Origin of the sequence: Paenibacillus sacheonensis (genome assembly GCF_009909195.1) — a bacterium.
GTDB lineage: Bacteria > Bacillota > Bacilli > Paenibacillales > Paenibacillaceae > Paenibacillus_Z > Paenibacillus_Z sacheonensis.
On the sequence record NZ_JAAAMU010000001.1, the window covers coordinates 234,256 to 246,435 of the forward strand.

General features: G+C 55.8%; 12 protein-coding genes. 4 read left to right on the plus strand and 8 right to left on the minus strand.

What is annotated here, in order from left to right; translation table 11 throughout:
• Positions 1-657: 657 nt before the first annotated feature.
• The 8 genes from GT003_RS00860 to GT003_RS00895 form a co-directional block, all read right to left on the minus strand.
• Positions 658-1,338 carry a hypothetical protein gene (locus tag GT003_RS00860; RefSeq protein WP_170312089.1) on the minus strand — a complete coding sequence of 227 codons (681 nt, stop codon included), beginning with the start codon at positions 1,336-1,338 and terminating at the stop codon, positions 658-660.
• Between the two features lie 447 nt (positions 1,339-1,785).
• Complete coding sequence (fabV, locus tag GT003_RS00865; protein WP_161693440.1) at positions 1,786-2,976, minus strand: enoyl-ACP reductase FabV; 1,191 nt, start codon at positions 2,974-2,976, stop codon at positions 1,786-1,788.
• A 167-nt stretch (positions 2,977-3,143) separates the two neighbouring features.
• A complete protein-coding gene (locus GT003_RS00870; RefSeq protein ID WP_161693442.1) occupies positions 3,144-3,758 on the minus strand; it encodes a flavin reductase family protein in 615 nt (204 codons plus the stop codon).
• A gap of 19 nt (positions 3,759-3,777) precedes the next feature.
• The gene (locus GT003_RS00875; protein WP_161693444.1) at positions 3,778-4,389 is read right to left on the minus strand and encodes an alpha/beta hydrolase; all 612 of its coding nucleotides are present in this window, start codon (positions 4,387-4,389) and stop codon (positions 3,778-3,780) included.
• Positions 4,386-5,336, minus strand: a complete 951-nt coding sequence (locus tag GT003_RS00880) for a ring-cleaving dioxygenase (protein ID WP_161693446.1) — start codon at positions 5,334-5,336, stop codon at positions 4,386-4,388. Before GT003_RS00880 ends, GT003_RS00875 begins: the two co-directional genes overlap by 4 nt.
• A gap of 120 nt (positions 5,337-5,456) precedes the next feature.
• Positions 5,457-5,843 carry a DoxX family protein gene (locus GT003_RS00885; protein ID WP_161693448.1) on the minus strand — a complete coding sequence of 129 codons (387 nt, stop codon included), beginning with the start codon at positions 5,841-5,843 and terminating at the stop codon, positions 5,457-5,459.
• 383 nt (positions 5,844-6,226) lie between these two features.
• Positions 6,227-7,219 (minus strand): phytanoyl-CoA dioxygenase family protein, encoded by a 993-nt coding sequence (locus GT003_RS00890; RefSeq protein WP_161693450.1) that lies wholly within the window; start codon positions 7,217-7,219, stop codon positions 6,227-6,229.
• A gap of 94 nt (positions 7,220-7,313) precedes the next feature.
• Complete coding sequence (locus GT003_RS00895) at positions 7,314-8,210, minus strand: AraC family transcriptional regulator (RefSeq protein ID WP_161693452.1); 897 nt, start codon at positions 8,208-8,210, stop codon at positions 7,314-7,316.
• 319 nt (positions 8,211-8,529) lie between these two features.
• Here GT003_RS00895 and GT003_RS00900 point away from each other — a divergent pair, with 319 nt between their 5' ends.
• From GT003_RS00900 to GT003_RS00915, 4 genes are all read left to right on the plus strand, one after another.
• A complete protein-coding gene (locus tag GT003_RS00900) occupies positions 8,530-9,288 on the plus strand; it encodes an IclR family transcriptional regulator domain-containing protein (RefSeq protein ID WP_161693454.1) in 759 nt (252 codons plus the stop codon).
• A 21-nt stretch (positions 9,289-9,309) separates the two neighbouring features.
• Complete coding sequence (locus tag GT003_RS00905) at positions 9,310-10,083, plus strand: SDR family NAD(P)-dependent oxidoreductase (RefSeq protein ID WP_161693456.1); 774 nt, start codon at positions 9,310-9,312, stop codon at positions 10,081-10,083.
• A 55-nt stretch (positions 10,084-10,138) separates the two neighbouring features.
• Entirely contained in the window at positions 10,139-11,047 is a 909-nt protein-coding gene (locus GT003_RS00910) for a fumarylacetoacetate hydrolase family protein (RefSeq protein WP_161693458.1), read from the plus strand.
• 102 nt (positions 11,048-11,149) lie between these two features.
• Positions 11,150-12,001 carry an amidohydrolase family protein gene (locus GT003_RS00915; protein ID WP_161693460.1) on the plus strand — a complete coding sequence of 284 codons (852 nt, stop codon included), beginning with the start codon at positions 11,150-11,152 and terminating at the stop codon, positions 11,999-12,001.
• Positions 12,002-12,180: the final 179 nt, after the last annotated feature.

A 12,180-nucleotide genomic window follows, 5' to 3' on the forward strand; every position in this document is an offset into this window, starting at 1 on the left:
GATTTAGGGGCGAGTTAGGCGACGCGAAAGGATGCCTTGCATCAAGCGGCAACCGTGGGATAAGTGCCATCGGGATCGAGAAGTGCACTGCTATGGAAAAGCAGCTGTCTGAACGTTTAAATGAAAAGAGGAGCATCCCGATGAGGGATGCTCCTCTTTTTGGTTTGAGTTCGCAGCTGAAAGGAAAAAATTGATCGCTGATCGCGGCATGCGCAGGCATCATTGTATTTTTTAAATTGATGCTGCTAGTTATGGTAGTTTGAACCGTGAGTAAGAGCAGAACATTATCACGTTAGTTATGATTTTGCATAAAGTACAAGAATTTAGTGGGTTTTTAGATCAAAACATTGGAAAGTTGCAAAATCTGCAAGAATTTTAGCAGAATTGCGAGTTTGAGCATGTTTTTGGGTTAGAAAGTTGTATGTTCTACACAATTCCTTATAATAACGAGGAAAACTAGGCTTGAATGTTGTACAAAATACAACTTTCATACGAAGATGGGGCAGGTAATGCACTGAGCAGCCGCATCCGATTGCAACAAACAACCGCGGTCTCCACCAAACGTAGTGAAATCCACCCGGCCCAGCTCAACCCAAACAACTTAACGAAACCATTGATTCTCCGCACATCAGCTTTAAATAATCATCCAATGCCATGTTAGAGCAAAAATTCGAGCGCCTTCTCCGTAGCAGTATAACCGACAACATAGCTGCCACGTCGGACGGGTTCGAGTAAATGCAGCGAAGACAGACGTTCCAACGGTTTGCGTATAGTTCGATAGTTGAGATCGAAATGCCGTGCGATTTCGGTTGTGCGAATCGAAGCTCCAAACCTCCAGGCATAACGAAGCACTTCTTTTTCCATCGGAGTCAATGTTGTTGTATCAGCGTCCAAGGCCCGCAGCATATGCGGTCCAATCACCAGCTGCAGCAGCATGCGGCACATTTCTGGTCGGTTCTGCACATCGTCGAACGAGAAGTGAATCATCTTCCATCCCATGCCGGTCAAATAGGTATCCCTGTTTAGCGCGTAGCTGAAGCGTTCGCGGTCCATATCTTTCACGTGGCTCTGATATCCGTCGCACTCGATGCCGAATCGTCCGTTCGGAGGCAGGAAAGCGAAGTCCAAAAACTGCGATTTGCGATTCCAGTCTGCGACCTCGTACTCCGGATGCAGATGCTCAAAGCTGCCGAACAGCGGCCACCACACCTGCTCGAGCAGCAATTTCTCGGCATGGCGATGACCGCGGACAAGCCGTCCTCGCCGTTCTCCGGTTCGTTCATCGACGTGATTTGAAATGAATCGTTCGTGGGCAGCTTCGAATGCTGAAAGTTTCAATTATATCCCTCCTTGAAAATAAAAAAACGTCCTTCTGGCCGGAATCCGGCTAGAAAGGACGTTCTTCGTCTGAACTCAGTATAGCATGCACTACTATCAATTTCAGCTGAATAAAGCAAATCATTCGAAATTGTTGAATATGACGAAAATTGTTTCAGAATAGGTGGGTCAAGGGGTATTGCAGTTGCGCTGCAGGAACAAGGGCAATGGCCGGTCTCCGTCTAGGTGTGCTTCAGGGAAACGTAGACTTTGTGCGTCGTCATAGGCGCAGGCAAGTATTTCATTCGCCGCGGAACGTCCACCGTGGACTGAGAGAATTCAGTTCATACGCCAGTGCGTACGCAGCTCAGCTGCTCAAAAAAACCGGGCACCTCCACAAGAGGTTCCCGGCCTTTATGCAGTTCATTCTCTCAGCAATCTGCAAGCGTCACTTCATGCACGCTTCAATCAATAAACATTCGGAACTTCGACGATCGGATCGACGTCCGCTTCGTAGTCGACGCCATCGGTCTCGAAGCCGAACAGCTGGAAAAACTCCGTCCGGTAGCCGGCAAGGTCCGTCAGCTGCTCGATATTCTCAGTCGTGACGGCTTCCCACAGCTTCGCGACTTCGCTCTGCACGTCTTCGCGCAGCTCCCAGTCGTCGATGCGGATGCGGCCTTCGGCGTCGACGGGCACTTCGCCGCCGGCGTAAAGGCGCTCGGAGAACAGACGGTACGTCTGCTCGATGCAGCCCTCGTGGATGCCTTTCTCCTTCATGACCTTGTACAGCGCGGAGATGTACAGCGGCACGACAGGGATGGCGGAGCTGGACTGCGTCACGAGCGCTTTGCTGACCGTGACGAACGCGCGGCCGCCGGCGGCGCCAAGCCGTTCGTTCAGCTGCTTCGCGGTCGCTTCCAGGTGATCCTTGGCTTGGCCGATCGTTCCTTCGCGGTAGATCGGCTTCGTGATCTCGGAGCCGATATAGGAATACGAGATCGTCGTCGCGCCGTCCGCCAGCGCGCCGCCTGCTTGCAGCGCGTCGATCCACAGCTGCCAATCGTCGCCGCCCATGACGGCAACCGTCTCCTTCGTTTCCTGCTCGTTCGCAGGATCGATGGAAATCAGGCTGACTTCGCCGGAGTGGAAGTTGACGGTTTTGTTTGTATAGGTGCCGCCAAGCGGCTTCAGTACGGAGTTGAACGTCTCTCCCGTGGCAGGATCCGTTCTGCGCGCCGAAGCGACGCTGTACACCACGAGGTCGACCTTGCCGAGCTCCCGGCGGATAAGCTCGACGGCTTTCTCCTTGGTCTCTGCCGAGAAGGCATCGCCGGTGACGCTGAACGATTTCAGGCCGGCTTCTTGAGCCGCCTTCTCGAATGCGGCCGAATTATACCAGCCTGCGGAAGCGGTCCGGCCGGGTTTTCCTTCGCTGGCACGATAGATACCGACGGTATTGGCGCCTGCGCCGAATGCGGCCACGATTCGGGCGGCAAGTCCGTAGCCGGCGGAAGCGCCGATCACGAGCACGTTGCGCGGGCCTTGCAGAGCCGGACGCTCTTTGACGTAATTCACTTGTTCCTGGACCTGTTCGGCGCAGCCGACGGGATGCGCTGTCGTGCAAATAAAACCGCGTGTTCTAGGTTTAATAATCATGGCTGTGTATTCATTTCCTCTCATGCGAATGTCAGGGGCAGGCTATGTACTCAATGTTACGATAGTACCTTGAATGCGGCCAAACCGCAACCTGGACGAGCAAAAAGCCCGCGTAATCGCGGGCTTTCAGCCTCTATCCCCTGAAACGAAACCGCTCCTGCGGCCCGTCACGAGGGACGATCCAATTCAAAGGTGCCGCCAAGCTTCGCATAATTGTTGCCGGCCAGCCGGCTGACGGGGCGAAGGCCTTCGGCGTCGACATGGCCTCGCTCGTCGTAGATGCGCTCGTCGATATGGAATCGGACGATCCGGCCGATCAAGAGATCGCAGGCGGGCGTATCGGCCGTTCCACCAAGCGTCAAGATCCTTTCGACCGAGCACTCCATCCGCACGGCTGCATCGGCAAGACCGGGAACCCGGACGACCTCGCTCTGCGCAAGCGCCAAACCGAAGGTGTCCGCCTCGCTTTCTTCCGGCCCGAGATTGGCAGCCGTCCGATTGACCGATTCGACGTTATGCTCATCCGCGATCTGAACGACGAATTCGCCAAGTGCTTCCGCATTGCGGGCCGTATCCTTCATCGCCCCATTCTTGCGCTGCACGGACACCGAGATCATCGGGGGGTTGGACGTCACGATGTTGAAGTAGCTGAACGGCGCCGCATTGACGATTCCCGCAGGGGACATCGTCGTGACCCAAGCGATGGGCCGCGGAATGATGCTGCCGGTCATGAATTTATAGTTGTCCCGTTCGCTTCGGCTCGACGGATCGATGGCGATCATGCGCTTCCCTCCCGCGGTTTTATTCCGTGAAAGCAGACGCGAACCAGGTCGCGGCTTCATTCACCTCGGTAGACGACAGTCGATGCCCGTTTTGCTCCCAATGCACGGTTACGTCAGCTCCGGCGCCTTGAAGAAGGGAAGTCAGCTCCTCGGTCTCGGATGCCGTGCAGATCGGATCGTTCGTCCCGGCACCGATGAATACGGGCACGTTCGTCAGATCCGGCAGCGCGAGGTTGCGCAGCGGTACCATGGGATGATGAAGAACGGCGCCTTGAAGCGCATCGGAATAATGGAATAACAGGCTTCCCGCGATATTGGCTCCATTGGAGTAGCCGACAGCGACGACATTATCGCGGCTGAAGCCGTACTTCGAAGCGGCTTCGTCCAGAAATGCATACAGCTCCTTCGTTCTGAAGCGCAGGTCCTCTTCATCGAAGATTCCCTCGGCCAGCCTGCGGAAGAAGCGGGGCATCCCGTTCTCCAGCACGTTCCCTCTTACGCTCAGAACGGCGGAAGAGGGGGAGAGCAGCTTGGCCAGCGGGAGCAAATCATGCTCGTCGCCGCCCGTACCGTGCAGCATCAGCAGCACGGGTGCGTGGGAATCGGTACCGGGTTGGAAGATATGTTTCATTGTCCGTCAGCCTCCAATACCCGAACCTCGATCGGAAACAGATTTTGCTCGATCAGGTCGCGCTGCGGTTCGTACCACGAAGGCAGCATCAGTTTGCCGCCGAGCGTCTCGAACGGTTCATCGCGCTGGAAGCCGGGAGCGTCGGTCGCGATTTCGAACAAGATGCCGCCTTGCTCGCGGAAATAAATCGCGTTGAAGTATTGGCGGTCGATGATGTCCGTCGAATGGAAACCTTGCTCGATGACGTGATCGCGCCATTTGACATGATCCTCGTAGCTGGCCGCGCGCCAAGCGATATGATGCACGGTTCCGGCTCCGCCGGCACCCCAAGGCATCGGTTCGGCATTCACGTCGATAACGTTGCCGATGTCGCCGGCAGCGCGGTAACGAACGAGGCCGTTTTCTTCTCCGACTTTCTCGAGGCCGAGGACATCGACGAGCGTGGACTGGGTTTGCGCCGGTTTCACGCTGTACAGAATCGCGCCGCCGAACCCTTTAATAGCCTGCTCCACCGAAATGCCGCCAAACGACCATTCGCTCTGCGTGCCTTCCTCGCGCTCGACAAGCTCGAGCTGTAGACCGTCGCGGTCCGTGAATTGCAGGTAGGTCTCGCCGAAGCGCTGCGTCCGCTCGAAGGCGACGCCGAATGCGGTCAGCCGTGCTTCCCAGAAAGGGAGCGCGCCTGTCGGAACGGCAAACGTCGTGTAGCCGACTTGGCCGCCGCCCACTTTGCCGATTCGAGCGCCTTCGGAAGGAAAGAATGTCATAACGGTACCGGGTCCGCCGATTTCATTGCCGAAGTAGAGGTGATAGACGTCCGGTGCATCGAAGTTGATCGTTTTTTTCACAAGGCGCAGGCCGAGAATCCCTGCATAGAAGTCCACGTTGTCCTGCGGGTGGCGAACGAAAGAAGTAATATGGTGAATACCGGCTGTTTGATGTGTCATTAGAATTCCCTCCTAGTTTGAGTATGGCCAAGTCAGGCCGATGCTATTGATGCTCGATTACGTAACGTCTAACGTGTTTGCAGTCTGTTCCAAGTTCGACAAAAGCAGTTGAATGCCTTCTTAATTCAGCGCGTAGTCGCCTGCGCCGATCAATGCGACGCCAATGACGACGACAAGAAGCACCAGCGGGTACTCGTAGCCGTTCGCGGTGGACCAAATGCCGTTCTTGCCATGCACCTTCACGATGGCGCCGAGCATAGCCAGCGCGATCAGCACGGCACCGACTTCAACGAACAGTCCGGCTCCGAACAGGAGGCCGCCGACCAATTCCATCAGTCCGGCTGCGACAGCCATCGGAACGCCCGGCTTAATGCCGACCGATTCCAGCCAGCCGCCCGTGCCTTTCGGGCCATAGCCGCCGAACCAGCCGAACAGTTTCTGCGCGCCGTGCCCGATAAACAACAACCCGATTACCACGCGAATCAAAAGCAATCCCAAATCCATCATTGCAATCATCCTCCAATAAATTAGCTTGTTTTTAATAATCTTAAAATTAAGATACTTGCTAAAAAATAAATTCCTTACGCTTGTATTTCTCCTCTGATCCTGCAAGTTCTACATGATCCCGCACCTCCGTAATCGATTCGCCAGAAGCATTGTTTTCATTTGTCGGCAACAACTTCGAAATTTGAAATCTTAACTTTAAGATAAATATACGCGATCCACTTCGCAATGTCAACACCTCATCATGAAAATAGTTGAACATAAAAAAGGCCGCTTCCGAGGAGGGAGCGGCCCGTTATGAAAGCAATCAAGATGCATGCACATGCGCTTGTAGGCGTAATGCGAATTAAAGTATCGAAGTGTAGCTCATAAAATAGGCGACGGACTTATTTCTTCTGGACGACCGGCATCATCATTCCGTTGTCCATGCCCATCATGCTGACGCTGCCGTCGCTTTCGGCGCCTTCATATAAATAGACTTCCGTTCCGAATGCGGGCTCGGAATAAGGCAGGTGCGTGCGGCCTCTTGCGAGGATTTGGCGGTAGTTGCCGGAATCGCCTTCGTAGCCGTCATGGTCCCAAGGCACCCAAGAACGCGCGTTGCAATAATGGCAGACGTACGAGCGGCGGTAACGGTCCGTCGTCTTATTCGGATAAGAACGATGGAAGAGATGCGAGTGGAAGAACAGCACGTCGCCGGGCTGGAGCGGTACCGAGATCGGCGGCGGATATTTGGCCACGACGCGCGACAGCGTATTCACTTCGTCGTCGAGATGGCTGACATTCTGGACGCCGTCCAGATCGGAGAACGCATCCAGCGCATGAACGTTGCCGCCGCCGATTTCCTTGGGCGGGTAGACGGGTTCATGGTTGGAACCCGGAGCAACCCACAGACAGCCGTTCTCTTCGTCCGCTTCCTCCAGCGCGATCCATGCTCCGACCAGCGTATCCGGATGCGTCTTGATATAGCAGGAATCCTGATGCCAGCCTTGGCCGCCGCGGCCCGGCGGGTTGAGGAACATCATCGATTGCACGGCGTAGACGTCCGGTCCGATGAGCGCTTCCGTAACGTCAAGGATGCGGGGATGCAGCATGCCGCGTTCGGCGGCCGCCTCTACTCGGGACAGCATATGAACGCGCGTCGCCGCTTTGAATTCTTCCTTCAGCGGATCGGAAGAGCCGGGTACGTAAGACTGCACGAGACTTTCGGCCTTCAGCCGCGTCTCTTCCGCGAGAGCAAACAGCTCGGCGATGTCTTCTTTTGACAATAATCCTCTTACGATCAGGTAGCCGTTGCGCTGATAGTGCACGTAGTCCTCGACGCTGACCAGATAGCGGTCTTCGTGCGAGCGGGACTTAGGCGTATAATAGGTTGCCATGGTTATCGAGCCTCCAAATGAAGTGTGATCATGCTTCTATATTGCCTCATTCGAGGGAGCGGTTTCAATGGAAGAAAGGCGATAAACGATGTCTTTATTTGATAGGGGCGTTAACAAGGATATGCCGATTCGCAAACGTTCTTCCGGGGTCCACTTCAACGGCCGCATGGCGGAATATCGGTTCTTTGCAGCGCTCTAAATATTCGGTTGCGGTGATGCCTCGAATTCGCTTGTATATTTTTGAGAAATGATGTTCATCCCCGAAGCCGCATTGGTAAGCGATCTGCTTCACCGATTGACTGCCCAGAAGCATGAATTCCTCGGCAAGGCGCAGCCTGCGTTCCAGCAGCAGGCGTTTGGGGGACATGCCGACCGCGGCGACGAACATCCTGGTGAAATGCTCATGCGACCAGCCTGCATGCCGGGCGACCTGCTCGATCGTAATCGGTTCCGTCAAATGTTCTTCGATATAAGTAATGCCGCGCGACACTTGGACGGGATAACTCTCGGAAGCGAATTCCGGCGTATTGTCGGCGTAAGCGGCGAGCTCCTCCATGGCAGCGGCCACGAGCGAGGATAACCGCTGCTTCCAATGATGCGATTGATAGCCCGCGACGACGATGATCTGCTGCATCATCGCCGCGACCAGGCTGCTGTGGCGGGCAGGGATAATATGAAAGCCCTGCTGCAGCATCGCGGCGAAACGTTCGTCGCGGCGGCGCAGCGGCTCATAATCGAAATGCACGAACAGATGGCGGGTATTGCGTTCCCGGTCGAACAAATATTGATGGCTTTCCCGCGGTCGCGTGAATACGAAGCACGGCGAGTCGAGCACATGCGGTACGCCGCCCCATTCGTAGACGGTGCCGGTACCTTCCGGAAAATAAACGAGCTCGTAATCCTCGATCTCGCGAATTCCCAGTTTCGAGCCTTTGCTCGCGATAATGTCGCCCACGGTATGCACATAAGGCCAATGGTGTTCGAGACTCATGAGGCTGCACTTCCTTCCCGGCATGCTGCGAGCGGCAAATGCGATAACGATCCGCTGGCTTTGGCTCTATTATGGCAAGAAGGCCGGCATGGAAGCAACCATGATCTGCGCCCGGGCCGCAACAAAGACAAGCTCCAAACCGTGCAAAGGCCGGTGTCACAACTACTCGGTACGAAGGAAACGAATGAAAGGAGAACGCTTTATTTTCATGTTGAAATAGTGCGGGAGGCGCGCTATAGTAAGAACAGAAGGTTTACTATACAGAAGTTGGTTTTGTATATAAAACTACATACCGACATTTTCGAGGCGAGGCGATGGAGTGTCAGAGGAGCGTAAATACTGGGTCCCCGCGCTGGAGAAAGCCGATAAAGTGCTTGCGGTTCTCGCCGAAGAACCGGCCAAGCATAAGCTGACCGAGCTGTCCAAGCGGCTGGATATCAACAAAAGCTCGATGTTTTCGCTGCTGAACACGATGGAAACGCTCCAGTGGGTAAGACGCGAGGAAGGCGATACGTATTCGCTCGGCCACGCTTTCGCGGCGTACGGATCGTCGTATGCGAAGAGCTACGATCTCAGCCGCTCGTTTCAGACCGAGGCGTCGGTTGCCCGCGATCGGCTGCAGGAAACCATTCAGCTGGCTAAGCTGGAGGGCAATCAAGTTCGTTACTTAGGCAAACTGGAGGCGGTGTCCCCGGTTCGGCTTCAATCGGAGCCGGGGATGCTGCTGCCCGCGCATGCGACCGCTCTCGGCAAATCAATGCTCGCGCAGCTGACGGACGACGAACTGAACCGTCTGTATCCCGAGCAAGCGTTGACGCCATTGACGCCGCATACGATCGCTACGCGCGAAGCGTTGTTCGAGCAGTTGCGCGAGATTCGGGAGCAAGGGTATGCCGAGGACGACCAGGAGTCCGTCATGGGGTTCCGCTGCGTAGCGGCCGTGATTCACGGCGGGGAAGGGCAGGGGGCAGCCGCGGTCAGCTGCTCCATGCTGCTGCATCAATGGGAAGCGAAAAGCACAGAGGCAAGAACGGAGATGCTCGCGCTGGCAAGGCGGCTCTCCGCACAGCGTTCATAATCGGAAGAGGAGATGAAGACAATGCGGTTGCAAGACAAAGTCATTCTTATTACGGGTTCGGGTTCAGGGATCGGCAAAGCGACGGCGCTGCTGTTCGCAAGCGAAGGCGCGAAGCTGATCATCAACGATCTGTCCGAGCAGCAAGGCACGGACACGGTGAAGGAAATCGAGGCGGCCGGCGGCGAAGCGATCTTCATCCGCGCCGACGTGACGGATCCGGCGGACGTATCCGCCATGGTCGACCAGATCATCGCGAAATACGGCGTCATCGACGTGCTGTTCAACAATGCCGGCATCAGCGGCGTAGGCGTGCTGCATGAGATCGAACCGGAAACATGGGACCGCGTCATCAACGTGAATATCCGAGGCGTGTTCATTCCGAGCAAATACGTGATTCCGCATATGATGAAAGCCGGCAAGGGCTCCATTATCAACATGTCATCATGCATCGCCGAGATCGGTCTTGCCAACCGGGCTTCGTACGCCGCGACGAAAGGTGCCGTGCTTGCGCTGACCAAATCGATGCAAGTCGATTACGCGCCGTACAAGATTCGCGTCAACGCGCTTCTTCCGGGTACGATCATGACCCCGTTCGTGGAGAAATACCTGAAGGAGTCTTACAGCAACAAGGAAGAAGCGATCGCCGGGCTGCAGAAGCGCCAGCTGAGCGGAGATCTCGGCTTGCCGGAAGACGTCGCGAAGGCAGCCTTGTTCCTGGCCTCCGACGAGTCGTCGTTCGTCATGGGCGCACCGCTTTACGTGGACGGCGGCGTCGTATTCGGGAAGAACGCATAACGAATGGATTGCAGCTGGATGCACTTATTTTTTCATCTATAAGGAGGAACTACGAATGAAATTGATCAGCATATCCAAACAAGGCCGGAACGCGCTTGGCGTCGTAACGGAGAACGGCGTTATCGATGTCGAGCAGGCGCTGGCGGCCGAGGCTTCCCGCGCAAGCGCGGAGGTGCCGTCCGATGTCATGGCGGTAATCGAAGGCGGAGAGCAAGCCCTCGCTTCGCTTCGCGGTTTTATCGCTTCGCTCCCCGCAACGGGCAATGAAACCTACGTCGTGAGCGAAGAAACGATCGAATGGGGACCCTGCGTAACGGCGCCGAACAAAATCATCTGCGTCGGACTGAACTATCGCAAGCATGCGGAAGAGACGAATGCGCCGATCCCGCAATTCCCGATTCTGTTCAACAAATTCAACAACACGCTGACGGGTCATCTGAAGGAGATCGCCGTCCCGAAAGTGACGCAGAAGCTGGACTATGAAGCCGAGCTCGTCATCGTCATCGGCAAAACGGCGAAGTACGTGTCCAAGGAAGATGCGCTCGGCCACGTATTCGGTTATTGCGCGGTGAACGATTTGTCCGCGCGCGACCTGCAGCTGCGCACGCAGCAATGGCTGCTCGGCAAATCCTGCGACGATTTCAGCCCGCTCGGACCTTATCTCGTGACCGCGGACGAAGTCGGCAACCCGAACGATCTGGCCATCAAGGCCATCGTGAACGGCGAGACGCGCCAAAACTCCAATACGTCGGATATGATTTTCCGCTGCGACGAGATCGTGAGCTATATCTCGCAGCACATGACGCTCGTACCGGGCGACGTGATCCTGACAGGCACGCCGGAGGGCGTCGTATTGGGATTGCCGGAGGATCAACAGGTGTACCTGAAGCCGGGCGACGAAGTGACGATCGAAATCGAGAAGCTCGGCAAGCTGACGAACCGTTTCGTCAAGGATCCGGCTTAAGCGAGAAGGCAGACGCCCGCCGTTCATTGGCGAACAATGGCGGCGGGCGTTTCGGCGTTTATAATTCGCTATTCCTATTATGAATTCGAAGAGGTGTTCTGAATGAGTCGAACAATCGATGCCCATCAGCATTATTGGAAGCTAGACCGGGGAGACTACGGCTGGCTGACGCCGGAGGGCGGACCCGTGCTGTATCGGGATTATGGCCCGCAGGATCTAGAGCCGGATCTGGAACGCGCGGGCGTTCGGCAGACGATCGTCGTGCAGGCGGCTGCTACCCATGCGGAAACCGACTATATGCTGCAGCTCGCGGACAACGCGGTTTCGATCGCGGGCGTCGTCGGTTGGCTTGATTTTCATGATCCCGATTGGAAGGCGGTACTGGAGAAATTCCGCGCCAATCCCAAATTCGTCGGCATTCGGATCATGATCCAAGAAATGAAGGATGCCGCCGAGGTGCTCGAGCCGGAGAGCTTGGAAGCGCTGCGTTACCTCGCCGAGATCGGCCTGCCGGTCGATCTGCTCATGCACTCCAAGCAGCTGCCGGAGACCATTCAGCTGCTGAAGCAGATTCCGAACCTGCATGCCGTGATCGACCATATCGGCAAGCCGCAGATCGGACTAGGCGTCTTCGAGCCGTGGGCGAGCCAGATCAAGGCGCTTGCCGCGAGCCATCCCGGACTGTATTGCAAGTTGTCCGGCATGCTGACGGAAGCCGACCACGAGTCCTGGGAACCGGAGCAATTTACCGCGTACGTGCGCCACGTCGTGGAATGCTTCGGCACCGAGCGGGTCATGTTCGGCAGCGACTGGCCGGTCTGTCTCCTGGCAGGCAGCTATATGGACGTCCGCGCCGTGCTGGAGACGGCGCTTCCGGAAGGATTGTCCGAGCAGCAGCTGTCGGCGATATACGGCGGCAATGCGGCTGCGTTCTATAAGCTGCCGGCTGAGTAGCTGCGGCCGGATTATTCGGGTATGGATTCGTAACGGGATGAGCAGAGCTTTTATGCTGCGCAGTCCCGTTTTTTATTGTTTTTCAAAGTTTATCCGGGTTATTGACTTCAAGCTGCCATGGTAATGTTCCAAAATCATGCAACATCCGAGGACAAATATTTTTCCTATCATTTACATCC

Excerpts from the sequence above, each read along its gene's own strand:
- fabV (WP_161693440.1), bottom strand. The coding sequence starts at position 2,976 with ATGATTATTAAACCTAGAACACGCGGTTTTATTTGCACGACAGCGCAT.
- GT003_RS00870 (WP_161693442.1), bottom strand. The coding sequence starts at position 3,758 with ATGATCGCCATCGATCCGTCGAGCCGAAGCGAACGGGACAACTATAAA.
- GT003_RS00875 (WP_161693444.1), bottom strand. The coding sequence starts at position 4,389 with ATGAAACATATCTTCCAACCCGGTACCGATTCCCACGCACCCGTGCTG.
- GT003_RS00880 (WP_161693446.1), bottom strand. The coding sequence starts at position 5,336 with ATGACACATCAAACAGCCGGTATTCACCATATTACTTCTTTCGTTCGC.
- GT003_RS00885 (WP_161693448.1), bottom strand. The coding sequence starts at position 5,843 with ATGATGGATTTGGGATTGCTTTTGATTCGCGTGGTAATCGGGTTGTTG.
- GT003_RS00890 (WP_161693450.1), bottom strand. The coding sequence starts at position 7,219 with ATGGCAACCTATTATACGCCTAAGTCCCGCTCGCACGAAGACCGCTAT.
- GT003_RS00895 (WP_161693452.1), bottom strand. The coding sequence starts at position 8,210 with ATGAGTCTCGAACACCATTGGCCTTATGTGCATACCGTGGGCGACATT.
- GT003_RS00905 (WP_161693456.1), top strand. The coding sequence starts at position 9,310 with ATGCGGTTGCAAGACAAAGTCATTCTTATTACGGGTTCGGGTTCAGGG.
- GT003_RS00910 (WP_161693458.1), top strand. The coding sequence starts at position 10,139 with ATGAAATTGATCAGCATATCCAAACAAGGCCGGAACGCGCTTGGCGTC.
- GT003_RS00915 (WP_161693460.1), top strand. The coding sequence starts at position 11,150 with ATGAGTCGAACAATCGATGCCCATCAGCATTATTGGAAGCTAGACCGG.